Raw genomic sequence first — 25,203 nt, 5'->3', positions numbered from 1 at the left:
GCAGCAAAGTTCTAAAAAACAGATTATGTTTGCTATGTCCGTTTCATTACTAAACCCCCACGCGATACTTGCTACCGTTGGGGTTATTGGAATCAGTTCTCTTAGCTATACCGGGATAGAGAAAATGACGTTTACCGCTGCAACTATATTAATTTCTTGGATTTGGTTTTTCAGTCTGGCTATCGTGGGAAAAAAGGTAGCAGATATCGATACCGATGGGAGATTTATAAACGTAATCAACAAAGTATCTGCAATTATGATATGGATTGTCGCTCTATATATAGCATTCCAACTATACAAAATGTAGTAGGGTTTTTAACGGCGTTCCTAGTCAATTATAGTGTTAGCCCAAGAAGGCCGCCCTCCAATTGGCGGCCTTTTATGTTTTACCTATTGAAGGGTAACATGAAATTAGAGAGGGCTCCGGGCGCCACTATGAAAGAAGAAAGCCGATTAAGAAGAAAACAATCAGATCAGGTCATACTGCGAGGGAAATCTGTCATATACCATGATTCGCTGAAGGAATTCACTTATTGCTATAACCTTTTCTGATTTTGATCTCCGAAGAAAGGAAAGAGTATATGTGATAAATCCAAACGAACAAAAAGTAAAAAATAATAAAAACCCTATAACTATATAGGGTCAAATCGATTTCTTCATGCCGCACTCTCTGCATTTACGAATATATACATAGTTCTTAACCGAACTTTCAAATTGAGCTTTACCGCAATTGTCACAGCGACCACTAACGATGTCAGGGTAATCTTCGTAGTCATAAATAATTGTGGTGTCATATTCCTTTTTTTCTTCTGGAATTTCTTCAGACAAAGTAAAATCACCTTCACTATTTTATTTAACTAATTTATCATACCAAATTTTTATAGCAGTAGGTAGGTAGTGATAAAACCCAAATCGATTTGTTCTAAATTGATATAGAACTTTTTATACAAAGAAGGAGTGAGAACTTCTTATGAAACAAGTTTTAATCCTATTGCTGCACCTAACACCATTGCAATAAAAACGACTCTTCTCCAGTCTTTTGATTCACCATATAAAAGCATGCCGATTATTGCTCCACCAGACGCACCAATTCCTGTCCAGATTGCATAAGCCGTCCCCATAGGTAGTGTTTTCATGGCATAAGCAAGAAATAGAAAACTTGCCCCAAATCCGAAAAACAACAGCGCCAAGGATTGCCAATTACGGTCTTTATGCAATTTATTTATCATCGCAACACCAAACATTTCAAATAGCCCAGCTAAGATTAAAGAGACCCAAGCCATTAGGATTCATCTCCTTTTTCAACATTATCCTTAGTCACTAGTTTCAAGCCGATTACCCCTGCTAATAACAGTAAAATCAAAAGTGTTTTACTCAATTTAAATGATTCTCCAAAGAATATGATTTCGGAAAAAACGGTTCCTGCTGTCCCCATTCCTACAAATACTGCATATACGGTTCCAACGGGAAGTTTTCGTCCAGCCATTATCATTAAATAGAAGCTGATGATGATAGAAATAACAGTTCCAGTCCAAGTCCAAAAGTCATTTGAGTGTTTTAAACCAATAACCCAAAAAACTTCAAAAAAAGCAGCAATAAATACTTTAATCCAGTTTGTACTCATTAAAAATAACACCTCCAATTTTATTCTTACCAAAAAACAAAAAAAGCCTAAGAGATAACTGTAAAACAGTTTCTCCCAGGCTTTTATCCTTCCGTGACACAGCAAAGCTGTGAGTTTTCTCTCGGACCAGACTAGCACAGACGCTCGCTACGGAACCCTAGAAAACATTTAACATATACAATTAAATTATATTATACATACATTTTAAATTTACTCAAGGTTAAAGGGCTATTTACTTTTTCCAATGAATGTATGAATCTATTCGAAAAAGGCATCCAAATCCTTTCCAGCCTTCTATAATTACGATAACAGGATGAGGACAAATAAAAATGCTCGAATGAAACCTCAATAAATTACCGCTAATTAAGATTGAAAATTACATACTTTCTCAAGTGTTCCAATAAAAATGCATCTGATAAGTACCAACACATTGGTCTTATCAGATGCATTTATAGTCCTGCCTTACTCTTATATTAGTCACTCACTGACTGATTTCGAGGATTGACTTCTTTTATATGAGAAACATAACTATGCAAAATCATCCCAATAATAACGATAAAGATGCCGAACCACGATAAAGGAGAAGGGGATTGTAAAGATAAAAATAGTAATTCCCCGGCAAGAGCAAAAAGGACTTCCATTGATTGTGTGGCTTCAACGGAAGCTAACTTCTGCATATTTCCCCTTACCAAATCGGTCGCTTTGAAAAAAAGGACCGTTGCAATAACTCCAGAAAATAGTGCTACCAAAAGGGATTGAAAACTCTGCATTTTCGTTGGTGCTCCTACCGTAAAAAAACCATACAACGAAAGTAAGAACCAGAATGGCAGACTCGCTAAAGTCATCCCTAACACACGCTGATATGCATCTAAACGTCCTTGGGACACTTCCATCATTTTACGGTTCCCTAAAGGGTATGCAAATGAAGCGATGACGATTGGGATTACGCCCAACCAGAGATTTGCCATAGAAATATGCTTAGTGTGTTCTAGTTGCATAAGTATGATCCCCAAGAGAATGATAAGGGACATGAGAAGACCTTTCAAAGAAATCTCTCCTCTTTTCCTTACGAGTCCATCTTGTGTTTGAACATTTTCAAAAAATAACGGAGCAAGTAAAGCACCTGAGATAATCGTGATTTGCCAAGTACCGGCGATTAGCCAACCGGGTGAGTAGGCAGATGCAAAGCATAAGGGAGCATAGAACAATCCAAAGCCTACAAAACTCCAAAGCAACCAAGGCCCTGGTCGTTCTCTCATCACCTGCAAGAGTGGTCGGAGGTTTTTTCTACTTAGGACGATACATACTAGAAAAGGAACCATAAAGATATATCGAAGCGAAGCACTCCATATCCAACTTCCACCAGATAATTCCATTGACTGATTTAACACAAACGTAAATGCAAAAAAGAAAGCAGAGCAAATACCTAATATAATTGGTCGCAATCGACTCACCTCAATCTGTTTTATGAGCCAATAATTAGCCAAGCCTCTGAAGTATGGCAATCGTTTCGGCTTTCTTATGATTAGAAAAGAATTTAGAACATACCTTTTACGAGATTCAAACCATAAAAGTTTAGGGTTGGAGTAACGAACCAGGTTGTCATGTTTTAACGTACTTTCCCTTCAAGAGCTAATGAGGAGCTTTGTTACGGAAAGATAAGGTGAATATTCTAAATATTAAATCTAACAATCATACTAAATTGTCCTTCAGTTATACAAAAAAATCAACTGCATTCTTTAAGACTGTGAATATGTCTTCTGCAATATTCGACATAAATTATATCTTTAAATAAGAGTATTGACGTTTGGATATGGAAAAAATTAATATACCAATTTTATGTTTAGTATACAAAAAATACCTTATTAAAACTTTTAAAATAGCATAATAGCGCTATTTATAGAGGCTTTATTGAGATATAAGATAATAATCATATAGAGGTAGATAATATACGAAGATACGAGAATTGACGAATTTGGGAGGGAGTGGTATATTTATAGAGTGCAAATTATGTCGAATGTTGACGAAAAGTATAGATGTAAAATTTGAAAGAAAATTAGTGAGGTAAATAAAAATGAAATCTACAGGTATTGTACGTAAAGTTGACGAATTAGGACGGGTAGTAATTCCTATCGAATTACGCCGTACTCTAGGAATTAAAGAGAAAGATGCTTTGGAAATCTACGTAGAACAAGAGCGTATAATCCTTCAAAAATACAAAGCAAACATGACTTGTCAGGTAACGGGCGATATATCTGATGACAATATGAAACTTGCAAACGGTAAATTAATACTTAGCCGTGAAGGTGCTGAACTTCTAATTAAAGAAATTCAAGCAAGCTATGAAACTGCTAAATAATTAATTGAAAATAAAATGAAAAAAGTGTAGAGGAAGGAAATTTCTCTACACTTTTTTCATTTTAAATGGAGAAGTAATAAAAATAATTAGATTCTCGAATAAAACCAATTTTTTCGTAAAGTTTTTGTGCATTGCCGTTATCCTTATCTGTCTCAAGCGACACTCCTTTTGCACCAGTTTCTTTTGCAAAAGTAATAGCGGCTTTTAATAACTTCTCACCAAATCCCTTTTTGCGAGCATTTCCCTTCACAAATAAATCGTTTAACACCCATGAGCGCATCATGCTCACTGATGAAAATGAAGGATATAATTGAACAAAACCAATAGGGTTATCCCCATCAAAGGCCATAAAAATGACCGACTCTTCGTTCGTTAACCTTTCCTTTAAAAACTCCCTTGCACCCTCAAGATTTGACGTTTGCTCATAGAACACTCTGTATAAATCAAAAAGTTCTGTTAAGGAATCAAGCTCATTTAAAGTAGCTTTTTGAATACCCATATGTAATGAACCTCCAGTGTTTATTTTATAGAATACTCTTAATTTACCATTTATTGATAAGTGACTGTGAATAAACTGTTCGATTCATTGCCTAATGCTTCATAGATTGGATACTTCTTTTTTGACGTATGTTCGAAATTTCGTATCTGTTAGAAATTTAAGCTGAAACGCATTCATATTTTTGGATAGCTTTGCTTGTTCAATAGAGGTAAAATCGTTTGCAAAAAATGCAAGCTCTGTTTGGTTATTATCTTTATCCTTCGCATACATCGAAATCGTAAGAACAAAGGCAGTAGAGCCTCCCTTTTGACCTGCATGAACAAGCCATTCACGATTGCTTGGACTTTTCATTAACTGTTCTAATACCGGATCGAGATACAGATAAACGTTTTTATCAAAGTGCGTCTTGCTATTTAGTTTTTTCATTATGGAGACATAGTCTTCTGTAGTTGCTCGGGGCAAACGATCAGACCAATTTTTTTGAAAATCACTACCCATCATTTTCATTGCTTGTTTCTTTTCCTGATCTGTTGGGGGGTGAGTCTGCCACTTATTGTGAATAGCAATCGCCCGATCACGGTATTCACCTTTGTCCATATTTTTCAAGGCCTTTAGGGTATCTTGTTTAGTTAATTTTTTTTCTTTCATTAATTGGTCAGGTATGAACAGCGAACTTACAATGGGATACATTGGCTCATGACTGGTAATGCCTAAGCTCTCTGGAACATGATTGATGTTTTGAAGGCCAAGCATAGTTATTAAGTAATCTGTATTCGCATTAGAACTGTAAGCAATCATTCCATCTACTACTTCACTTAAAGGAACTCTATCTATCTCTTTATCCTTTTTGACCTGAGTAATCCATGCCTCATGTGCTCCCCCGTCTGTTTTAGGAACATAAAATCTGTCTAGGTCGGCTAATTTCACTTCTTGCTCTGGATTGATTTGCCCCACTGCCGCCTGTTGTGCATATTCAATGGCTACGATGATTTTGACGGTGCTTGCTAAAGGAAGCAACGTGTTGGCATTAACATTTACCCATTTCTCATCATTAAGATGGATGGATAAAGAAACGTTCTTATTCTCTGCATTCTCCTTGATAAACTGAACTATATATTCTGGATCCTCTTTGTTGATATCCTTCTTAAACATCCACATCCCAATTCCTAGAATCAAACATAGAGATAGTCCAATACCTCCGATTAAAAAGAGTAATATTTTCAAAATAACACCTGCCTTTTTACATATAAATACATATACGACTGCTCAATGATTAGGTTTCATTTTACTTATGAAGAACTTTTTAAGCATGTAAGCAGTGAGATAGCATAAATAAAATTGCCGGGTCTATGAAGTAGTTCTAAATAGTATACCTGCAATATCAAGGCTGCTGCGCCATCCTTTTTGGTTTGGATTCGAAAAGAAAAGGTAGTCAGAGAAGATATGTAGGCATAAAGGATTTAATGGTAAGGATAAAGAATGTAATAAATAAAGGTACTATAAAAACACCAGGAGGAAATAAAGATGGAAGCAAGATACCCAATAGGGAAGTTTCAGTTTGAAGGGGAGATAACGAAAAGTGTGACTGAGTGCTGGATTAAGGAAATTGAAGCTTTGCCTGGATTGCTGCGAGAGGCAGTACGAAACATGGATGAAGAACAGCTTGATACGGCTTATCGTACAGACGGATGGACTGTTCGCCAAGTCGTGCATCATCTTGCGGATAGTCATATGAATGCTTATATTCGCTTTAAATGGGCTCTTACGGAAGATAATCCTGTTATTAAGCCTTATGATGAAGGGAAGTGGGCAGAGCTTCCTGATAATAAATTGCCGGTTGATATTTCGCTATCCCTACTTGAAGCGGTACATATGCGCTGGGCCAAACTTTTATATAGTCTTAATTCAGCTGACCTGAAAAAAACATTTATCCATCCGGATTCAGGAGAAGTTTCAGTAGGTGAAAATATAGGTATTTACTCGTGGCATGGTCGACATCACCTTGCTCATATTACTTCGTTATCAAAGCGTCAGGGATGGTAAATGGATCTGTTGGAAAGTAAAGAGTCATCTACTGTTTTCTGTGATAAAAACACATCGGGTAGAATCCAACCGCAAATATTGATCTGCATGCTTAAACAATTTGAATGAGGAGGAATTACATATGCTAGCAGTAATAGAAAAAGTTGAAGGTGGAAATATCGCTCGCTTTGAACGTCTACTAAAGCATTCTGTAGAACAGGTCTGGGCTGTTTTAACAGAAAATGATAAGTTGGAAAAATGGATGTCGAATCTTGAAATTGTGGAACTTCGTAAAGAAGGGACCATAAAATTTAATATGAATGATGGGACGGGCTCATCTATTGATATGAAGATAAGAGTCTTCCAAAAACATTCCGTCCTAGAATTCGAATGGGGTGACGGTTGGGTTCGTTTCGAGTTATCCCCTAAAACTGAGGGTTGTTTATTAGTATTAAAAGAATCTATCCACACAATAAGTGACCATACATCAAAAGATTTGGCAGGATGGCATGTATGCCTCGATATGCTGAGTACATTATTGAATGGTCATTATATGGACTTTCCTAAGGATGAATGGGAAAAATGGCATGAGAAGTATATTATCGTAGTCAATCAGATTGAAGGATAAAAAGAATGTGATATCGAATTTGAAGTCATTCCTACAGTTGAAAAATATATGTAAAGGGAGAGGGTTTATGTATGTCACTTAAAGTGGAACTTACGAGATTTAAGGTTAAACCTGGGAAAACGGCGGTTGTTGACCAATGGATGAAGCTATTAAATGATAATATGAGTAGTTTTATTAACACTTAATGATGAAAAAATGTATGTAGAGACCATTTTTCGAGAAGAGATTGAAGGGATTGAATATCTTTATTGGTACTCTGTCCAAGGTGATGGTGGAATCGAGGTTCAAGATTCGAATCACGAAATTGATAAGAAGCACTTAGAATACTGGGAAGAATGTATAGATAATGAATTTCGACCTGTTGATTTAAAAACCGAAGTGATAATGATACAGGATAGTGTTCTTTCTACGATGAAGTAGACAGAGCTTTTGTTAGAAGCGGCTTTTTAGAAGTCGTAGTTTAGAAAAAGAAATATTCCAGGGAGGATTCTATGTGGGAGAAACAGTATGTGCAGTCCACTCAGTCCTCTAAATACCAAATTGAAAGAGATTTTCTCCATTTTAAAGTCTTCTAACTCTACATATTATTAATTTTTTTAACAACTTTCGGAAATATCCAATTTCATAGTGTTAAAAAAAGACCGACACATATCTCATTGTCGGTCTAATTTATGTAATTAAACGTACGCATTAATTGTTCTTATCATTTTCAGAATCCATTTCTTGTTTGATTTCATTCATTCTGTTTTTTCCCCACTCATACATCATTTCAACAATTGGCAGTAAAGTCATTCCAAGTTCAGTCATGGAATATTCAACTTTTGGAGGAACTTCAGGATAAACTTCTCGGTGAACAACACCATCTTCTATAAGTTCACGCAATTGATTCGTTAAGATTTTATGAGATATTTTTGGGAAAAGTCTTTGTAAGTCACTGAATCGGTGTGTGCCTTCTACACCCAAATGCCATAAAATAACGATTTTCCATTTGCCGCTGAAAATTGATAAAGTAAGTTCTTTTTCGCAATTATAATAGCCATTTAAGATTTTTTCTTTGATTTCATCTCTTAATGTTTCTGACATGGATATTTAGCTCCTTTTTTATTTTACCAGTTACTTTTAGGTAACCTCCGCACATAAAAGTGCGTTCTTCACAGGGTATATAACCAGCGCTACAATATGAGTAGTCAGACAGACAATCTATTTCAATTATTAGGAGGAAGACATATATGAGTAAAAAAGCATTACTTATTATACCACCAGAACGTTTTAATGAAGATGAATTATTTCAACCAAAAGAAGTATTAGAAAATGCAGGCGTTACAGTAACGATTGCAAGTACAAAGACAGGTGAGATTACTGGTGACTATCAAGGTAAGGCAAATGCTGAAGTGATCTTTTCTGACGTTTCAGCTAGTGATTTTGATGCTATAGCTGTAATTGGAGGATCTGGTACGAACGATCATCTATGGGGCAATCAAGAATTACAAAGCTACTTGAAACAAGCTCATGAGCAAAAGGTTCTTGTCACAGGAATTTGTGCAGGATCTGTAACTGTGGCTAAAACGGGTTTACTTTCTGGACGAAAAGCAGCATGTTACCCAGTTGATGTCCAAATTGACGAATTGAAAGCTAATCATGTTGAATATGTAGAACAACATGTTGTTGCACATGATGATATTATCACAGGTGACGGCCCAGATGGAGCTAAAGAATTTGGTGAAAGCTTAGCTGCAGCATTACGCTAAATCTTTTGCTTACAGCAACATAAATCATATTATTCCCCATGTGAAACCCTTGGATTCTATAGAATTCAAGGGTTTTTCCATTAGGGGTAAGAATGATAGAAGAAATAACAGCTGTATTTCGGCAAATAACTACTTCATCAAAAGAGATTGCATCGTCGATTGAGGAACAAGCGGCATCAGTCATTGAATTTGCTCAATATACGAATTAGCTTACACAATTAATAAATGACTTAGAGCATATGTTGGGAGAATTTTAGATGAAGAAATAGGTTAAGCAGATGGCCATATAGGGTTTGAAAAGGGGGGAAAGCACTATAGTGGTTTCTCCTTTTTCAAACCGGAATAGTGGGATCTATAAATCTTATTAGAAGATATGTGAAATGTAGTAGGTACCTAACCATGATTCAAAGGTCTAGACTTCTCTCTTTAGTGGACATTTTTACTAGAAGGACAAAGGTACAATTTAGAAGAAGTGGTTTACTATCTTGTGCTTTTTTAATAAGGAGGAATATATATATAGGGATCGGACAAGTAGGGTCCAATGGCTCAAGGCCCGAAAAGGGGAGAATAACATGCATATCGAAATTGGAATGACTATCTTTGTGTTCGTCATGACAATGATAGTCATATTATGGAGGCCAGGAGGTATAAATGAAGCGTGGCCAGCTTCAATCGGTGCGGGTATTATTTTACTAACTGGCATAGTATCACGTGGAGATATTTTGGATATTATCAATAAAATCGGGGGCGCATCGATCACCATCATGGCAACGATTGTCATGGCTGTCATACTAGAAAGTTTTGGTTTTTTTCATTGGGCGGCAGCAAAACTTTCTACCCTTGCTAGAGGTTCAGGATATCGCCTATATTGGTACATTCAATTATTATGTTTTTTAATGACCCTGTTATTTAATAACGATGGTAGCATCATGATTACGACACCCATATTGATATTGCTTCTGAAAAATCTTAGACTGAAACCGCATGAAGCCGTTCCATATCTTTTGAGCGGAGCACTGATTGCGACTGCTTCTAGCGCTCCTATTGGGGTTAGTAACATTGTCAATTTAATAGCATTGCAAATTGTGCATATGACACTTTATATGCATACAGCCATGATGTTTGTACCTGCAACATTGGGTTTAATCTTTATGTCATGGTTGATGTTCGTAGTGGTAAAGAAAAAATTGCCCAAAAAGTTGCCCGATCTTTCATATGACATTGAGGATAGTTTTTTCACTAAGAATTTCCATCCTTTAAAGGGAAAAATGTCGGTTAAAACAAAACGTCAACGTACTAAATTTATGTTAAAGGTATTGCTCTATGTCTTTGTGGTGCGCTGTTTACTCTTTGTTGCTTCGTATCTTTCCATACCAATTGAATTTGTTGCTGTACTTGGGTCTTTATCTTTACTGGTGTGGAGATGGTATCATTTGCGAACCAATCCTGTTGATATCTTAAAAAAGACACCATGGCATATTCTGATATTTGCATTCTCTATGTATGTCATTATTTATGGCCTCCATAATGTAGGACTTACAGCAATACTCGTGCAAATATGTGAACCAATTGTAAACCAGGGGTTATTAAGTGCGAGTTTTGTCATGGGAGGATTAGTTTCGATTCTATCAAACATTTTTAATAATCATCCAGCCTTAATGATTGGTACCATTACCTTAACAGAAATGGGACTTGATCCAATCACGTTAAAAACGATCTATCTCGCGAATATAATTGGGAGTGACATGGGCTCATTGTTATTACCTATTGGTACGCTTGCCTCCCTTATCTGGATGCATATCTTGAAACAAAATAAAATGAAAATAAGTTGGAAAGATTATTTAAACGTATCCCTAATAGTCATACCCTTAGCTACCTTGGTGACGCTGCTTTTATTATACTATTGGGTGCAAATGGTATTTAGCTAATAATACCCTAGGAGGAATTAGTAATTAGTGTGGAGGGCGCATTACTAGGTGAACAGATTGATGCTCAACTCTCAGGAAGTAAATCTTATAGAGGAATTCTTACTGATCTGAGTTCAGATATTCTTGTGTTATTTAATGGACAACAGTTTCTATATTTTCCGATGTTACATGTGTTTAGATTTAAGCAGGGTACTGACATAGATATTGAGAAAAGGGGGAAGCTGCAAATGTGGTTCCCCTTTTTTCTTCTAATAGATTAATGGGGAACTAACTAACGGATTAGGGTTATTTATCAAAAAACCATCGCCTTCATAATCAATTTCTGTTTGATCCGTAAATCGGGCATCTGATGGATCGATTAAAATTTTAATACCATGTAAAACTAGTTCTTCTTCTTGTTCTGTTTTAAATCTTGTCAAACTTAATGAATAGTTCATCTGGTTACAACATGCTCTACTTACACCAAATCTCAAAAATGTTTCCTCTTCCATACTTTGCTGCATGCCTTTAATTATTTCCTGGGCTTTAACTGTTATTGTTATCAAGATGTTCACTCCAATACATTAGGCTCACTTTATCATGATAAACATTACAATCGATACCATTTACTCTTTACTCAACCGATTTTTAGAACCTCTTAAAAAATTTGAATTTTTGAGGATATAATCCATGACAATAGTTCAATAAGTGGTATGCATTTTTTACTCCTTTGAAATCTTTAAATAAATGCGATAGTAGTGATTTCTTTAGATAAGGAATGACTCTAATGTAACTTCGACCATATGATTTCACCAGTCTGTGCATCAATGTATGATATTCTCCTAGAGGATTGTTTATAGACAAGTTCATAATATTCATCGCTTTTCTCTTTGTAGTTATTATCCCAGAGTAGTTCTAGCTCGAAAGCCGAAATGAATCGTTTCCTGGCCTGTTCAGGGGAAATTGCAGGCAGCGTTTGGATTTGCGACAGGGTAACTGGATCAAGATCAGGTCCGAAGAAGGAACCAATGTTACCGGTTGTTTCATTAACTGATAGATAAGCGAGCCCAAAAGGTATTCCTTCATATATCAGCGTAAAGTGAAAAGCGACCTTATGATTCTCTGTATCCGATATAACCTCATTAATATAAAAGTAACGGTTAGCATAAGGATATAGCTTGTAAAGAAATTGACTGGCGATTTTTTTACATTCTGTGATGGATAAGGACAGGGGGCCTCTCGTGTCTTCAAAATTGGCAAACGATGATACCATGCCAGTTTCTTTGTTTGTCTTGATTTTGAAGGCCTGGTCATTCTGAGTAATGAAATAGCTGTCTACACTTAAATCTTGAACTTTTGGCGGTTCTCCCTGTCTCCAAACCGTAACAAGTTCATCACCTAAATCGACTTCCCGTACTTTCGTATAGGCATCGAGGTCAAAACCGATAGCTTTATTAATATCCGGTAATGGCATTTCCTGTTGAGGAAGCGGCAATAATAATGAGTCCTCTTCATTTTCATCCTCTTGTTCATCCCTTTTCATTACAGATGAAGGGTCGGCAGGGTGGCTATAAAAGGGGAGAACCGGTTCATATACTAGACGAGGCAAGTCTTTGCCGTTTTCATGGACTTCCGAGTTAATCATAGCAATAGAAAGCTTCATATCGAGATCTTTCAGGCATTTTTCCATCACTAGCTCTTTAGCAAGAAGGTTTTCTGGCACGGTGATTTCTTTTGCAGCTCCATAATAATGGAAGTGGATAACCTCGCCGTCTAGAGCAGTTTCCACGAAAAATCCAGTGCGAGGAAGCGGTAAATTTAATTGCTGCTGAACATATGTAAATTGCATAGATTTCTTATCATTGTTCACGCTTATTTTTTCCAGGATAAAATTATCCAGTGCTTCGGGATAGTAGACCATGACATATTGTAAGGCTCTTTCATGAAGTGATTTTTCCGCTAATACCACTTTAGATACAGACTCCTTATCAAGATGAAAATCTAGCAGATTGCCGAATACATCCAGCTCTACGATTATCTCCTTAGATCCGCAAGCTGATTTCCAGGCGAACATCAATGTCCCACTTTTTTTATGAAAATCTTCAATTTCTAATGTATATCCACTATGTACCTTCCCTATTTCGATAGCCTTTTGTTTTAATGAATTTTTGTTCAACTAAATCCCTCCCCATTAAATTATATCCGTTTTCCATAAGAAGTGTTCTGATAAGGTAAGAGAAGGGGTCTCTTGAATTTCAGAAGAAGAGGCTCCTTTTTTATGTTTAATTGAAATCTTAGAATGGGAATTTTATCGACTAGATGTTGATTTATTATCATGTGATATGAGTATAAAAAACTATTAATGGTGTGGGAATTTGTTAAAAAACTAAACAAATATATATTTGTTGATAACAGGATAAAAGGCATAGGCTAATTACCGATATTATAAAAGAGGATGAGTATAAAGTGTAATGTTGAATAAGGTATTGAGATAAAAGTTATATATACCTGATTTATTTTAAAAAAACATCTTTATAATCAAGTGTTTTGACTAGATGACTGCATGTTTTAATAAATATTTCTGGTTATAAAGGAAGGGTTAAAATGGGTAAAAGAACATTAGGAAGTATTTTGCTTTTAGCACTAGCCATGTTTAGTTTTACTTTTTCCCCTGGTGTAAAAGTTGAAGCGGCTGATCGAGTTCATTCTGTATCCTCTCAAGACACGGTAGAATCGATTGCATTGACTTATGATATATCGACGGAACAATTAATGAAGACGAATGGTTTACCGGATACTAAGTTATATGAGGGGCAGAATTTACGAATCATTAAAATGGTTTATACTCCTACAAACTATCAATGGGCGGAGAGAGGAAAGCAAATTGCAAACTATGCGAGAACTTTTACAGGATTTAAAAAAACAGCTGGAGAAGAGACGCCTAAAAAAGGGTTTGACTCTAGCGGATTGATTCATTGGGTACTCTCCCAACAAAATGTGCCCATCGACCGTTTGACAGTAGAAGGTTATTATAAGCAAGGAATGGATACAGATACACCTAAGGTTGGAGATATTATATTTTTTCTAGAAAGAGGCAGTTCAAAAGTCGTGACCGCTGGTATCTATTTAGGGAAAGATCAATTTGTCAATTCTGGATATGGAGCAGAAACAGTTCAGGTGAGATCGACCACAGAAGAATATTTTGCAAAATACCAAGCCGTGTATAAAACGTATACACCTAAGGGAGAGCATATCGTCCAAAATGGGGAAACACTTAATAGCATATCGGTTAATTACGGTATTTCGATTAAGACAATCAAAAAGCGTAACGCTTTACCAACTGATAGCTTGATGCAGGGGCAGTATCTTCAAGTATACAGCAATACTTTGTATCCGTTTTATGAAAATCAAGAGGCTTCCTATGATAAAGCTTATGATGTCATTAAGTATGCCTACACTCTACGTGGATTTAACTATGTTTTCGGAGAAGATGATCCGATGATTGGAATGGATTGCAGCGGTTTCATCTATTGGGTCATGAAGGAGCAGGGCCTTTCAGTAAAACGCGGTTCAGCAGAGGACTACTTTTCCTTGTTGCCGAAAATCGAAAATCCAAAGGCAGGGGATTTAGTGTTTTTTAGGGATACGGGCACAAGACTAGGCGTGACCCACGTAGGTATATATCTAGGGGATGGCCGTTTTATCAATACAACAGAAAACGCTGGCGTTCATATATCCAATCTTGAGTCAGTTTATTTTGCCGAGAAGTTCGAAAGCTTTGGTCAAGTCGACAACCTTATGAACTAATGATATATACGAGTGATCACAAGACTAACTTAGATGTTTCTGGGTAGTCTTTTTTTGAATTAATTTTACATTATAAAAAATGTTATGAATAAAAGTTTTGTTTATAACTTATAGTCGCCTTTTCTAATGCGTTGACAAATCGGTCGAAAAGTTCCGATTGGTTTTTCCTGTTTTTTCTGGTGAAGTTATCTTCTTTGAAAAATTTTTTTCGTAGTTTAGTCGAGAGCTCTAATTGAACGCCTTCCCCAGTTTTACTTAAATTTGTGAGGTTCCTTTCACCCATGCCTGAAAGGTGCCTAGGTGCGTCATCCGTTTGAAATCCGGCTTGTTTTAGGGAATGTTCAATCAAGCTCTTGTAGGCTTCATCTCTCCCGCCAATATAGATTAGCGCATTATGAATGTCATAATGACCATGGATGGAGAGATTGGTCATTGCGTTAGATGCTATTCTAACACCGATTGGTTCATCGAATAAGTTGGATGTTATATGGAGGATTTGGTTATTTCTTTGTTTCAGACCTTCAAATAGATAGGTGCTAGCATTCAGTTTTTCTCCAAGAGCTACAGCAATTTCGCTTGTGCCTGGTTCGATATTTCCTCCATGTATGGCTAGGACTGCTATATCAGGATTTCTGTAATAAGCGGTGATGCTGTAATCAATTTTTTCTTGTTCTTTCTGTTGCAGTTCAGCAAAATTTGTATAGCTATTTTTCAGCATGATTTCCACTCCCAATTTGTAGATTATTACCCCTTGAAATCAAAAATAAAAAAAGCAGGGGAGAATGAACTATACCCCGGATAACGGACACACATAAAAAAGTGTCCCTTATCCGGGTTTTTTTATGTTTCAATAGATGTAATGAGTATGGACGGAGGGTTTCTATGAGTAAGAATATATATACTGAATTTCAGATTAAAGAACTTGAAAAGAATCCAAATATCATTAGTGCTTCCGAGCGATCTATTTCCTATAGTCCTGAATTTAAGACAAAAGCTGTTAAGGAATATAAAAAGGGGAAAGCCCCCTCTCAAATTTTCATTGACCAGGGAATTAATCTCGAAATAATTGGAAAGAAACAACCCAAACGTTGTCTACAGCGCTGGCGTAGTACCTTTGAAAGGTTTGGTGAGGAAGGCTTCCTTACGGAACGCCGTGGAAAAGGAAGTACAGGACGCCCCACTTCCAAGCCACAGTCTGTAGAGGATCAACTTAGGAAGGCCGAGGCGAGAATCAAATTCCTTGAAGCAGAAAATGACTTCCTAAAAAAGCTGGAAGAGCTAGAAAGGCAGGCTCTGAAAAAGAAATGATTCTAACTGCTGCTGAGAAGTTCTATCTGATTGAAAGGACGATCAGAATACACCAATTAAAGAAGGCTGTTTCTTATCTATGCAAATTGGCTGGTGTAAGTCGAAGTGGCTACTATGATTGGTTAAAGGCAGCTCCTTACCGTGAGCTTCGTGAAGAACAGGATGAATTGGACATAAAATTGATCAGAAATATCTTCATCAGTAAAAAGGAAAAAGTAGGCGCCCTCCAAATCAAAATGATTATGGAGAATGACTACTCGGCCGTAATGAATCATAAGAAAATCAGACGGTTGATGACAAAATATAATCTCCTAGCGAAAATCAGAAGGGCCAACCCGTATCGGAAGATGGCCAAGGCAACCAAGGAGCACCTTACTTGTCCAAACCTCCTTAATCGTGAATTCAATCAGGAGGTGCCAGGGAAGGTCCTGCTTACTGACATTACCTATCTTTATTATGGGAAAGGCCAAAAAGCGTATTTATCCTGCGTAAAAGATGCCGCCACAAAAGAAATCGTTACGTACCATTTATCTACTTCATTAGAAATGGATATCGCTTACGAGACTTTAAATAAGCTAAAGCAGGCTGTGTGTCACGAGTTCCACCCGAGTGCAATCCTTCATTCTGACCAGGGGTTCCATTACACCCATCCGCTATTTCAACGCAAAGTGAAGGAACTTGGGATAACCCAATCCATGTCCCGCAAGGGAAACTGTTGGGATAATGCGCCAATGGAAAGTTTCTTTGGCCACTTTAAGGATTTGGCAGAATATAAAACATGTACTAATTTAACGGATGTGAAGGAAGAAATTGATCGAGTTATTGAAGAATATAATGAACATCGTTATCAATGGGGGCTAAAGAAAATGGCCCCGGTACAATACCGGGACCACTTATTAGCCGCTTAGGCACTTTTTTATACTGTCCGTAAAATGGGGCACAGTTCAGAAATCCCGGCTTTTTTTATTCTTGGATATTAGTATATTGTTCTATTTTCTTTTGCTCATCCGGTGTTAATGTTTCCGACCGTTTAAACGTATTCATGGTTACAAGCAGGCCTGCTATAAGAATAACAGGGATAACCCAGCCTGCTACTTTTTTTACAATATTCATATTCTCGTCCCCTTATAGATCTTTAAAAATTTATATGTTTAAAGATGAACTGGTACGCCGGATGCTCTTTTTATTGCTGTGCTTTCCAGCTACCATTTCTTCTTTGATCTCCAGCTCCGGATAACCGGCCGTTCTTCTCGTTTTTAACTAGAACTTGAACTCCGCCATAATACATGGGGGAAACCTTTTGAACGACGTTATACCCTGAATCTTCTAATGATGAGATTATTTCATTTGAAAGCCGAGATTCCGTATAGATGGTCTTTCCATCAAAGACAAACCGATAGCGGTCAATAATATCCTGAAATGAGCCTTCATTCTGTGTATATGAATAAAGGACTTGCATCAGTACTTGAGGTATTCTGTCACCACCGGGTGAACCGATTCCAATCGTTTCTTCCCCTTGTTTTTTGAGAACCGTCGGTGCTGTAAAGGTTCTTGACCGTTTATACGCATCTTGAGAATTCAAACCGGATCGGAAATTTTTCAATTGATCGTTAAGGAAGAAACCATTCGTATAATCACCTGAACCGAAGAAGTTACTGAGCGTATTTGTTGCAGAAACGACAGTACCATATTTGTCCATAATCACAAAGTGAGTCGTACTTTCATGTTCTTCGGAATCTCCAGACTCTATATTTTTCCATTCTCCCTCTTGGATCTTATTTTTCAGGTTGCTTAGGTGAATGGGGGATAGTAGTTGTTCAGCCTTAGAGGCACTGATTCCATCCCCAGTATGAGTAACTCGGTCTTGATAGGCAGTGTTTGTGATGGCCCCTAGCTCCTTCATGTAATCTGATTTGCCGGAAGAATCACCAAGGTTTGTTTTCTCAGCAAGCATTAACATTTCAAGAACTGTAATTCCAGAAAAGGGAGGAGGGGCTGACAAAATGTCATACCCAGCAAATGTTCCTTGAACCGGCTCCCGTTCTTTCACCTCATAGTGCTTTAAATCCATCAAGTCGATGTCTGTTTTTCTTTTTATATCGCGTGCGATGTCCTGTTTATAAAAACCGTCAGGGCCTTTCTGCTGTATCAGTTTCAATGTTTCAGCAAGCTTTTCTTGAGTAAGAGTTTTGCCTGGTTTAATGGCATCACCATCAGGATAAAATATTTGGGTCTCTTCAGAAGAAACCCTTGATTGTGATGCGATTAAGCGTGATGTTAACATTTCATTGACTGTAAATCCTTCTTCAGCCAGGTCAATCGCCGGCTGAAGAAGATCTTCCATCGGTACGCTTCCATACTTATCGTGAACAACCTGCATGCCGGCTACTAAGCCAGGAATACCCGTATTGTGTTTTGAACTTGGGTCTTCAGGTGACGTTTCACGATAATCGATAAAATTGGGATCTTCGGATTCGGGTACAATCAGCATACCACCGCCGCCACCAATTCCTGATCCATAAGGTTCAGTTACACCTAATACATAAGATACGGCAATCGCGGCATCTGCAGCTGTTCCGCCGTTATCCAAAATCTCCATTCCAACATCTATTGCGATAGGGCTGGAAGAACTAACTCCATACGATTGATTGGCTGACTTACTGTCTATCGGTTTATTCGTGTCAGAAAGAGGGGATGGCTCCGAACATCCTGCTAAATATATAAGCAAACATAGGGAAAGAAGTACTTTCCTCGTCATACGATTAATCACTAATTGATCCCCTCTTTTCGGTGAGCATCTAAGTTGTGCGTCTCTAATAAGATTCTTATTCACGTGTTTGTTTATAGTTATTTACTGTATTGGTTGGATATCTTGTTGTACAGCAGTTTTCTCTGCTTGCGCTGCTTTCTTTTCTTGTTCAGCTTTTTTTTGTTGTGCAGCTTTCTTTTCTTGCGCTGCTTTTTCTTCTTGTTCACGTTGTGTCTTATGGTCGATTACCTTCTTATGATTCATGGTAATCTCAATATGATTCTCTTTTTTAGACCATTGAACTTTTTCACTAGTTTCCTTCGTCAACTGACGGTAAACTCGTGATTGGTCAATCGAAGAGGTAGCTGGTCTTGGTGTTGCTTCCTCAATTTGGAGGGGAACGACATCAATGGTAGCTTGTCCGTCTTCTGCTAAATGGTATTGAACCATGGCTGAATCTTTTGTGCGTGTCCAACCTTGGTCAAATACAAAGTTTCCTAAACTATAAAAGATTATTCCGTCATTATATACATCAAACGATTGAAGGACATGGGGGTGATGACCGATGATAACGTCCGCACCAGCATCAATGACTGCTTTAGCCAATTCTGTTTGACGTGATGTAGCAGATGTAGAGTATTCTTGTCCCCAGTGCATATTTACCACAACTAAGTCTGCGTTTCCTTGCTTAGCATCTCTAGCTTTACCAATCATTTCAAATAATAAATCCGGATTAGAGTTTAATAAACCAGCTTGATTATTTTTGGATACTGCATCCTTGCCATAGACATCGGTGAAGCCAAGAGTGGCCACACGTACGCCATTAACATCTGAATAATTGATACTTGCTTTAGCATCTGTAGTATTTGATCCAACACCGACGTAATCCATATCCACACTTTTGAATTCATCAATTGTATCAAGCAGGCCTTGTTCTTCAAAGTCCATCATATGGTTGTTGGCTAAGGTCATTACAGAGAAGCCAGCATTTTTTACAGCTTCTACACCACTTTGATATGAGTTTAATCGAATCGCTGTGTCTGCTTCTTTGTATTTAGATACATCTTCTTTTAAAGCAGGGTGTTCATAGTTTCCGCTAACATAATCTGAAGCAGTAAAATAGGGCTTCATGTAACGGAAGAGGTAATCATATCCGTGTTTATCTGTCACTTTTTCAACATATCGTCCCATCATCACATCACCGACCATTGTCATCGTTAATGTTTGATCCGATTTTGAAGCGACTGTGTTCACTTCTTCAGCCCGTCCCATCCAAGTGGTAATGACTAATGCTATTAGTAAAATAGGGAGAATGATTCCAGCATACTTAAGATTCTTTGTCTTCGTATGTTTAATAAAGATAAGTGTTTTTTCTTTTGCATTTAAAGTTCGTTTCATTTTATGCACCTCAGAATAGGTAGTACACGTTCATTAAGCCGAAAGTTAAACCGGATAATAGAAGTGTGCTGCCAAGTGTTAATGGCATTCCTTGTCTTTGAATGGTATTCGCTATTAAACCTGGTACGATTATACCGATTCCTCGAAACTCGAAAATTTCAAATGGCATGACAGGGTAGACGAAATCTAATAGGAGCTTTAAACAAATTCCGGTTACCATCATAGCTGCAAATTTTCTTCTTCCATATAAAATCACCCATCTTGAAAGGCCGTGAGTGACGATTAAATAAGTTACTACACTAATGATCAAGATGACCAGCATGATTTCCCATTGATCAAATACTAATGCCAAATAACCTGGCACAATAAGTCCTGCGGGTACGACACCCGTTTTTTCTGAAAAAATAAGGCTAAGCGTTACCCCTAGTACTAGGGCTACATATAAATCCGATCCAAACATTAAGGTTCCTCCTACTTAACTCGCTTTTTGCTTCGTTTTAGATTTCATAAATGCTTCAATTAATGGTTCTGCTGCACCATGAATGTTACCGACACCGTATACGATTCGGTTTTTCATTAATGGGCGGAGACGGGCTACGATTTCTTCAGTTGACCAGTTTTCTAAATCCCAATACTCTTTTGTATCTAATTTACCTTGCTCAAATACCCGGGTTATCGGTGATGTAGTTTCACCAATGGCAATGACGATTTCAGATTTAATGTAAGGCAATACATCTCTTGCAAACTGCTCTGTACGGTCCACACGGTCAGCACGGCAGTTCATTATGACGATAGGAGCTTCTGTGCTGTATCCAAAGGTACTTACACGTTCCCAGATGTTTAACGTCGACGAAGCGTCATTTGCGGCAAAGCCATTTACAAAGAACGTTGGCTGAATTGGGTCTCCGAATTTAGTGATACGCATGGCACCTGGATCCGGATGTGCATTTAACATGCCACGGAAAGCCGTTTTTTCATCAATGCCCAATGCTTCTGCAACGGCCAAAGCAAGGGATGCGTTATCCGGGAATACCATATAGTCGAATTCGCGTAAAAAGTCTTCCGAAATTTTTGAATTATCAGCAACAATTACTTTCGAATTACGTTTCTTTGCAATTTGTTTGAAAAATTCCAAATATTCACTTTCGATGGTTATTAAATGCCCATTATAGGGAATAGTTGCTGTAAAGGCTTGTGCAACCTCATCCAATGTTGGTCCCATGACATCCATATGATCCTCTAGTACATTTACGATAACTCCGATGTTGGCTTGAATCATTTTATTTTGGAAGATTAGTTGATAGTCAGGCTGTACAGCCATACATTCACAAACTAGTGCTTCTGTTCCTAAATCGGCAACTTCTTTAACTACACGGCGTTGCTCTCCAATATTCGGTCCCTCTGGACGGCGTTTAATCGGTTTTTCTTTGTCCGTAAACCAATAGATCATTCTTGCTGATGTTCCGGTTGTTTTACCTACTGTTTTGTACTTAGCTTCCTGAATCACACCTGTAATTAGACGCGTTACAGTCGATTTCCCTCGAATCCCATTCACATTCACACGTACCGGGATGGAGTCGAGACGCTTCTGATGGCGTTTTTGTTCGAAAATGCCATAGCCAAGCAAAAAGATCGCACAAATAAATATTGGTGCCATTTTTTAACCTCTCTTTTTTTCAAATATTTGAATTACTGAATACACACTACATGATTTTAAACTTAAGAAGCAAGGGTCAAAAATTCTATCGCAATATAGTTATTATTGTATTTTACAAATAAATGTATATATAAGTGTAATAGTATCTAAATGATTAAATGTTTTATGAGACCAAAGATATGGGTGAAAATCCAGTAAAACCTTGGTTTATTTACACTAAAATATGGAAAGTGTAAATAAATACTCATTTTGAATAGCATAAAAATAGTTTCGTGAGTATTTGAACCCAATTCTTAATGGCTATATTTGTATAATTAATTGTTTCTGAAAGTGAGGTTTATTACAGTTTAATAATTGTTTATACCCATTTATTTGACTTCTACGTAACAATAATCATGCATTTGTCATTCTATGTAAGAGATTGCATCTATCGACTCAAATAGTTGTACTCTTTTGAATATGAACAAAGATGAGTAAAAGAACACCCCTCTTTTTTTTATGATTTTCGGTTTTTTAGATGAGAAATACCCATGGGGCTATAGTGTGACTTCTTTCTTTGAAATGAAATAAACTAAATTCAAGCAAATTTTTTTGGAAAAATGCCTAGTTTCTTCTATTAATATAGTGTAAATAGAAGAATGAAAAGAAAAAAAGCTCAGAAGGATATCTGAGCTTTCCGTTTGTATTTTTTAGAATAATAGAATGGGTAAGAAATCTCCGCTAGTTATGGAGTATTCGTAATTTGTGGGAAAGGAGCCACGACGAAAGTAGCTGATTCTGGATTAATTAAGGTTAACTGGATTTCTTTCTGTCAGAAATCTCAGGATTGGAGTCCTTTTTACCACCATCAATAACATAAAGCTTAGGAGCTAATCTCGCTTTTTTTCCTTGTTTTTCAGAATTCATCTTCATATAATTTTCGTATTCTTTGCGAAAGAACTCGTCCGTTTCTCGTTCTAGGGCTTTCCGTTCGTTAAACTCTGCTATGAATTTGAAAAAACGTTTCATATGAATTCCTCCTTTTTGGGTTAAAAAAGTCTTAGTTTAATAGTAACATAGGTTTGGTGAAACTTAGCCCTTTTTTACAATAATGGAGAGAAAAGTACGTTTTATTAGTTATTTGGTTGTGTTTTATTCACTCTTGAAAGAATAATACTAAAGAACCTTCTTGAGAAGAAGTTCCTATGCAATTGGTTGAAATGGATGCTTGGATCATGAGCGTTTGATACTGGAACTTGCCAGTAAGTAGGTGAGTGGAAGTAGATGATACTATTAATTTTAGTGGTAAAAAAATATTCCTGTAGTTATATATATTATACACTAAATATTCTGAAAATAAATCAAAATGTTTTTTGATACGTGCCTGAATCCATTTGTTTTTTATTAATGTGTCTAGTAATATATTCCCCAAATTAACGAAAACGAAACACAATCTATAAAAGAGACATTAGGGAAATAGAAGGTGGGAAAAGAAAAGAAAAAAAGCAATTTCCCGCGTGCAACACGCAGGAAATTGCTAGTATCATAATTGGAACTTTTTAACCTGGTCAGTTAGCTGCTCAGCAGCAGAGGCGAGCTCACGGGCATGATTAGTGATTTCATCCATCGAAGAGCTGGATTGCTGGGCGGAGGCGGAGACTTGTTCAATACCTGCCGCAGACTCTTCAGACACGGCTGCGATGTCTTCGATAGCTTGATTGATTTTTATACTATTGGTAGTGATATAGTTTAAGTCATTTGTAATATGCTGTACTTTTGTACCCATGTTCCCGACTGAATTATTAATTGTTTCAAATGTTTGGCCGGTGAGGGTAATCTGTCTCGTACCTGCATCTACCTGTGTGTATCCATCTTCTAAAGAGTGGACGACGGTTTTTGAACCAGTTTGGATAGCTGTGACAATATTTGTGATATCCCCAACTGAATGTGTGACCTCTTCTGCGAGTTTTCGTACTTCTTCTGCAACGACGGCGAAGCCCTTTCCATGTTCGCCGGCTCGTGCAGCTTCTATAGCCGCATTTAAGGCCAATAAATTGGTTTGATTGGAAATATCCTTGATGACCTGTACAAGCTGTGAGATTTCCTTTGATTGTGAGTCAAGTCCTTTCACTTGTTCGACAGCATTTTTGACAATCTCATCAATCATTTTCATTTGTTGGACCGAGTTACGCATTAATATGATTCCTTCCTTGGTCAAGGATAGAATCTCGGTGGAGCTTTGGGAAACTTCTTCCCCGCAAGAATAGGCCTGCTGGATCTTTCTGGTGAACTCTTCCATCATATGGACCATATCAGCTGCTCGGTGGGCTTGAGACTCTGAACCTTCCGATAGCTCGAACATGGTAGTCGCAATCTGTCTGCTGCCTTGTTGGACCTCATTTGCTGATTGAGTTAAGTCTTCGCTTTGGTTCGAAACGGATTCAGATACAACTAGCATTTTTTCGATAGTATCACTAAGGTTTTTCTGCATCTGGTTGGAGGACAGAGTTAATTCTCCAATTTCATCATTTGACTTTTGCTCTAAAGGTTCATGGTTCAGCTCACCTTTCGCCACTACTTTCATTCTGTCCCTAATTTTAAGGAGAGGTTTTGTAATAATATTGGCTGTTACAAGCGCAAGCAGAAGGCCTATGATGACAGCGGCAATGGATATAATGATACTAGTCGTTTTAACTGATTCTCCACTTGCGATGACGATTTCTCCGGAAGCGACAATTGATTTCTCGCGTTCGGAAGCTAGCTCCCTAAACCCATCCATCAATTCATTGCTTATTGGTGCAACTTCATCCTTTAGTATTTCTTTAGCGCGTTCTTCATTTCCTTGATCATATTGTGTAAATACGCGGTCAATAATAATCGTTCTCCAATCCACGCTTTTCTGAATCAATTCCTTCATTTTGTCAGAATCACTTAGGGATAAAAGATCCTCCTGAATGACTTTGCTTTCTTCGGTATATTTTAAGAACCTCTCTTTATTACTTTCGTCGCCAAATAGAATATAGCCTCTCGCGAGTGCGCTTCTTTGTGCAAGATTATTGAGTAGTTGTTCTTCATCAATAAGAACCGGTAATTCATGTTTAATAATATCTTTGGAATGCACAAGTGACTTATTGCTACTATAGATATTAAATGCTCCTAAGATGATACACAAAGATATAATGAGTGAAAATGCCACCAATATCTTTCCTTTAATACTTCTCACGTTAATGGACCCCTTTTGCTATATTTTTTGTTTACCCTTTTTTATCGGAAAAATAATAGGATATTTAAGGAGGTAAGGGAAGATATGTTGTATAACAAACTTTACCATTCGGTCTTATAATCAGTTTGATATAAACTTCTTGATTTCTTTTCATATTCAAGTTACTATTAATTTGGAAAATTATAATATTCCGCTAGGCGGAAGAGGTTCTAGCTACCCTCTCAAAAAAACTAAGGAGAAACAGTACTCTATTCTTAGGGTGCTGTTTTTTTCCGTAAAAAGGAGTTTTATAGAA

General features: G+C 37.2%; 25 protein-coding genes, 2 pseudogenes and 2 riboswitches. Of the genes and pseudogenes, 10 read left to right on the top strand and 17 right to left on the bottom strand.

What is annotated here, in order from left to right; translation table 11 throughout:
* Nucleotides 1–10: 10 nt before the first annotated feature.
* Nucleotides 11–307, top strand: a pseudogene (locus RE409_RS21740) (LysE/ArgO family amino acid transporter); the annotation flags it as partial.
* 335 nt (nt 308–642) lie between these two features.
* Here the strand turns inward: RE409_RS21740 and RE409_RS21735 are convergent.
* The 4 genes from RE409_RS21735 to RE409_RS21720 form a co-directional block, all read right to left on the bottom strand.
* Nucleotides 643–828: a DUF8096 family protein gene (locus RE409_RS21735; RefSeq protein WP_063577886.1), complete on the bottom strand. Its 186-nt coding sequence runs from the start codon at nt 826–828 to the stop codon at nt 643–645.
* Between the two features lie 140 nt (nt 829–968).
* The gene (locus tag RE409_RS21730) at nt 969–1,283 is read right to left on the bottom strand and encodes a DMT family transporter (protein WP_053347444.1); all 315 of its coding nucleotides are present in this window, start codon (nt 1,281–1,283) and stop codon (nt 969–971) included.
* Nucleotides 1,283–1,624: a DMT family transporter gene (locus tag RE409_RS21725; RefSeq protein ID WP_057214620.1), complete on the bottom strand. Its 342-nt coding sequence runs from the start codon at nt 1,622–1,624 to the stop codon at nt 1,283–1,285. Before RE409_RS21725 ends, RE409_RS21730 begins: the two co-directional genes overlap by 1 nt.
* Nucleotides 1,625–1,694: 70 nt before the next feature.
* Nucleotides 1,695–1,796: riboswitch (guanidine-I (ykkC/yxkD leader) on the bottom strand.
* Between the two features lie 301 nt (nt 1,797–2,097).
* Nucleotides 2,098–3,069 carry a DMT family transporter gene (locus tag RE409_RS21720; RefSeq protein WP_053347442.1) on the bottom strand — a complete coding sequence of 324 codons (972 nt, stop codon included), beginning with the start codon at nt 3,067–3,069 and terminating at the stop codon, nt 2,098–2,100.
* Nucleotides 3,070–3,698: 629 nt separating this feature from the next.
* Here RE409_RS21720 and RE409_RS21715 point away from each other — a divergent pair.
* On the top strand, nt 3,699–3,983 hold the full coding sequence (locus RE409_RS21715; protein WP_053347441.1) for a transition state genes transcriptional regulator AbrB: 285 nt from the start codon (nt 3,699–3,701) through the stop codon (nt 3,981–3,983).
* Between the two features lie 61 nt (nt 3,984–4,044).
* On the opposite strand, the gene RE409_RS21710 is transcribed toward RE409_RS21715, so the two are convergent.
* Nucleotides 4,045–4,482 carry a GNAT family N-acetyltransferase gene (locus RE409_RS21710; RefSeq protein ID WP_309558041.1) on the bottom strand — a complete coding sequence of 146 codons (438 nt, stop codon included), beginning with the start codon at nt 4,480–4,482 and terminating at the stop codon, nt 4,045–4,047.
* A gap of 99 nt (nt 4,483–4,581) precedes the next feature.
* A complete protein-coding gene (locus tag RE409_RS21705; RefSeq protein ID WP_309558040.1) occupies nt 4,582–5,706 on the bottom strand; it encodes a serine hydrolase in 1,125 nt (374 codons plus the stop codon).
* 185 nt (nt 5,707–5,891) lie between these two features.
* Between RE409_RS21705 and RE409_RS21700 the strand changes: the two genes are divergently transcribed.
* The 4 genes and pseudogenes from RE409_RS21700 (at nt 5,892) to RE409_RS21685 (ending at nt 7,552) form a co-directional block, all read left to right on the top strand.
* Nucleotides 5,892–6,044 (top strand): hypothetical protein, encoded by a 153-nt coding sequence (locus RE409_RS21700; RefSeq protein WP_309558038.1) that lies wholly within the window; start codon nt 5,892–5,894, stop codon nt 6,042–6,044.
* Entirely contained in the window at nt 6,007–6,525 is a 519-nt protein-coding gene (locus tag RE409_RS21695; RefSeq protein WP_309558037.1) for a YfiT family bacillithiol transferase, read from the top strand. The genes RE409_RS21700 and RE409_RS21695 overlap by 38 nt, the downstream gene beginning before the upstream one ends.
* Nucleotides 6,526–6,646: 121 nt before the next feature.
* The gene (locus tag RE409_RS21690) at nt 6,647–7,132 is read left to right on the top strand and encodes an SRPBCC family protein (RefSeq protein ID WP_309558036.1); all 486 of its coding nucleotides are present in this window, start codon (nt 6,647–6,649) and stop codon (nt 7,130–7,132) included.
* Between the two features lie 71 nt (nt 7,133–7,203).
* Nucleotides 7,204–7,552 (top strand): annotated as a pseudogene (locus RE409_RS21685) (DUF6176 family protein).
* Between the two features lie 270 nt (nt 7,553–7,822).
* Here the strand turns inward: RE409_RS21685 and RE409_RS21680 are convergent.
* On the bottom strand, nt 7,823–8,215 hold the full coding sequence (locus RE409_RS21680; RefSeq protein WP_201250524.1) for a winged helix-turn-helix transcriptional regulator: 393 nt from the start codon (nt 8,213–8,215) through the stop codon (nt 7,823–7,825).
* A 146-nt stretch (nt 8,216–8,361) separates the two neighbouring features.
* On the opposite strand from RE409_RS21680, the gene RE409_RS21675 reads away from it, so the two are divergent.
* Both RE409_RS21675 and RE409_RS21670 read left to right on the top strand, forming a co-directional pair.
* Nucleotides 8,362–8,880 carry a DJ-1/PfpI family protein gene (locus RE409_RS21675; protein WP_056521661.1) on the top strand — a complete coding sequence of 173 codons (519 nt, stop codon included), beginning with the start codon at nt 8,362–8,364 and terminating at the stop codon, nt 8,878–8,880.
* Nucleotides 8,881–9,452: 572 nt separating this feature from the next.
* Nucleotides 9,453–10,808, top strand: a complete 1,356-nt coding sequence (locus tag RE409_RS21670) for an arsenic transporter (RefSeq protein ID WP_201225104.1) — start codon at nt 9,453–9,455, stop codon at nt 10,806–10,808.
* 248 nt (nt 10,809–11,056) lie between these two features.
* On the opposite strand, the gene RE409_RS21665 is transcribed toward RE409_RS21670, so the two are convergent.
* Both RE409_RS21665 and RE409_RS21660 read right to left on the bottom strand, forming a co-directional pair.
* Nucleotides 11,057–11,353, bottom strand: a complete 297-nt coding sequence (locus tag RE409_RS21665; RefSeq protein WP_309558035.1) for a HesB/IscA family protein — start codon at nt 11,351–11,353, stop codon at nt 11,057–11,059.
* A gap of 218 nt (nt 11,354–11,571) precedes the next feature.
* A complete protein-coding gene (locus tag RE409_RS21660) occupies nt 11,572–12,963 on the bottom strand; it encodes a YcdB/YcdC domain-containing protein (RefSeq protein WP_201186340.1) in 1,392 nt (463 codons plus the stop codon).
* A 428-nt stretch (nt 12,964–13,391) separates the two neighbouring features.
* Between RE409_RS21660 and RE409_RS21655 the strand changes: the two genes are divergently transcribed.
* On the top strand, nt 13,392–14,594 hold the full coding sequence (locus RE409_RS21655; RefSeq protein ID WP_309558034.1) for a C40 family peptidase: 1,203 nt from the start codon (nt 13,392–13,394) through the stop codon (nt 14,592–14,594).
* An 82-nt stretch (nt 14,595–14,676) separates the two neighbouring features.
* On the opposite strand, the gene RE409_RS21650 is transcribed toward RE409_RS21655, so the two are convergent.
* Nucleotides 14,677–15,312: a poly-gamma-glutamate hydrolase family protein gene (locus RE409_RS21650; RefSeq protein ID WP_201223317.1), complete on the bottom strand. Its 636-nt coding sequence runs from the start codon at nt 15,310–15,312 to the stop codon at nt 14,677–14,679.
* Nucleotides 15,313–15,476: 164 nt separating this feature from the next.
* On the opposite strand from RE409_RS21650, the gene RE409_RS21645 reads away from it, so the two are divergent.
* A protein-coding gene (locus RE409_RS21645; protein ID WP_201221481.1) for an IS3 family transposase occupies nt 15,477–16,810 on the top strand; the annotation gives its coding sequence in 2 pieces (ribosomal slippage) (nt 15,477–15,849 and nt 15,849–16,810; 1,335 coding nt in all).
* 55 nt (nt 16,811–16,865) lie between these two features.
* On the opposite strand, the gene RE409_RS21640 is transcribed toward RE409_RS21645, so the two are convergent.
* The 7 genes from RE409_RS21640 to RE409_RS21610 form a co-directional block, all read right to left on the bottom strand.
* On the bottom strand, nt 16,866–17,015 hold the full coding sequence (locus RE409_RS21640; RefSeq protein ID WP_157443839.1) for a CapE family protein: 150 nt from the start codon (nt 17,013–17,015) through the stop codon (nt 16,866–16,868).
* 70 nt (nt 17,016–17,085) lie between these two features.
* Nucleotides 17,086–18,672 (bottom strand): gamma-glutamyltransferase family protein, encoded by a 1,587-nt coding sequence (locus RE409_RS21635; protein WP_309558033.1) that lies wholly within the window; start codon nt 18,670–18,672, stop codon nt 17,086–17,088.
* Nucleotides 18,673–18,753: 81 nt separating this feature from the next.
* Nucleotides 18,754–20,049 carry a CapA family protein gene (locus tag RE409_RS21630; protein WP_201186334.1) on the bottom strand — a complete coding sequence of 432 codons (1,296 nt, stop codon included), beginning with the start codon at nt 20,047–20,049 and terminating at the stop codon, nt 18,754–18,756.
* A 10-nt stretch (nt 20,050–20,059) separates the two neighbouring features.
* Nucleotides 20,060–20,509 carry a poly-gamma-glutamate biosynthesis protein PgsC gene (pgsC, locus tag RE409_RS21625; protein ID WP_053347415.1) on the bottom strand — a complete coding sequence of 150 codons (450 nt, stop codon included), beginning with the start codon at nt 20,507–20,509 and terminating at the stop codon, nt 20,060–20,062.
* 15 nt (nt 20,510–20,524) lie between these two features.
* Nucleotides 20,525–21,706 (bottom strand): poly-gamma-glutamate synthase PgsB, encoded by a 1,182-nt coding sequence (gene pgsB / locus RE409_RS21620; RefSeq protein ID WP_201223318.1) that lies wholly within the window; start codon nt 21,704–21,706, stop codon nt 20,525–20,527.
* A gap of 792 nt (nt 21,707–22,498) precedes the next feature.
* Entirely contained in the window at nt 22,499–22,714 is a 216-nt protein-coding gene (locus RE409_RS21615; RefSeq protein WP_201186330.1) for a hypothetical protein, read from the bottom strand.
* 514 nt (nt 22,715–23,228) lie between these two features.
* Entirely contained in the window at nt 23,229–24,908 is a 1,680-nt protein-coding gene (locus RE409_RS21610) for a methyl-accepting chemotaxis protein (protein ID WP_201186328.1), read from the bottom strand.
* Nucleotides 24,909–25,105: 197 nt separating this feature from the next.
* Nucleotides 25,106–25,148, top strand: a riboswitch (PreQ1 riboswitch).
* Nucleotides 25,149–25,203: the final 55 nt, after the last annotated feature.

The organism is Peribacillus sp. R9-11 (assembly GCF_031345095.1).
In the GTDB taxonomy this organism is placed as follows: domain Bacteria; phylum Bacillota; class Bacilli; order Bacillales; family DSM-1321; genus Peribacillus; species Peribacillus butanolivorans.
The sequence above is the reverse complement of the archived record's forward strand: the minus strand, read 5'-3'. Positions and strand labels throughout refer to the sequence as shown.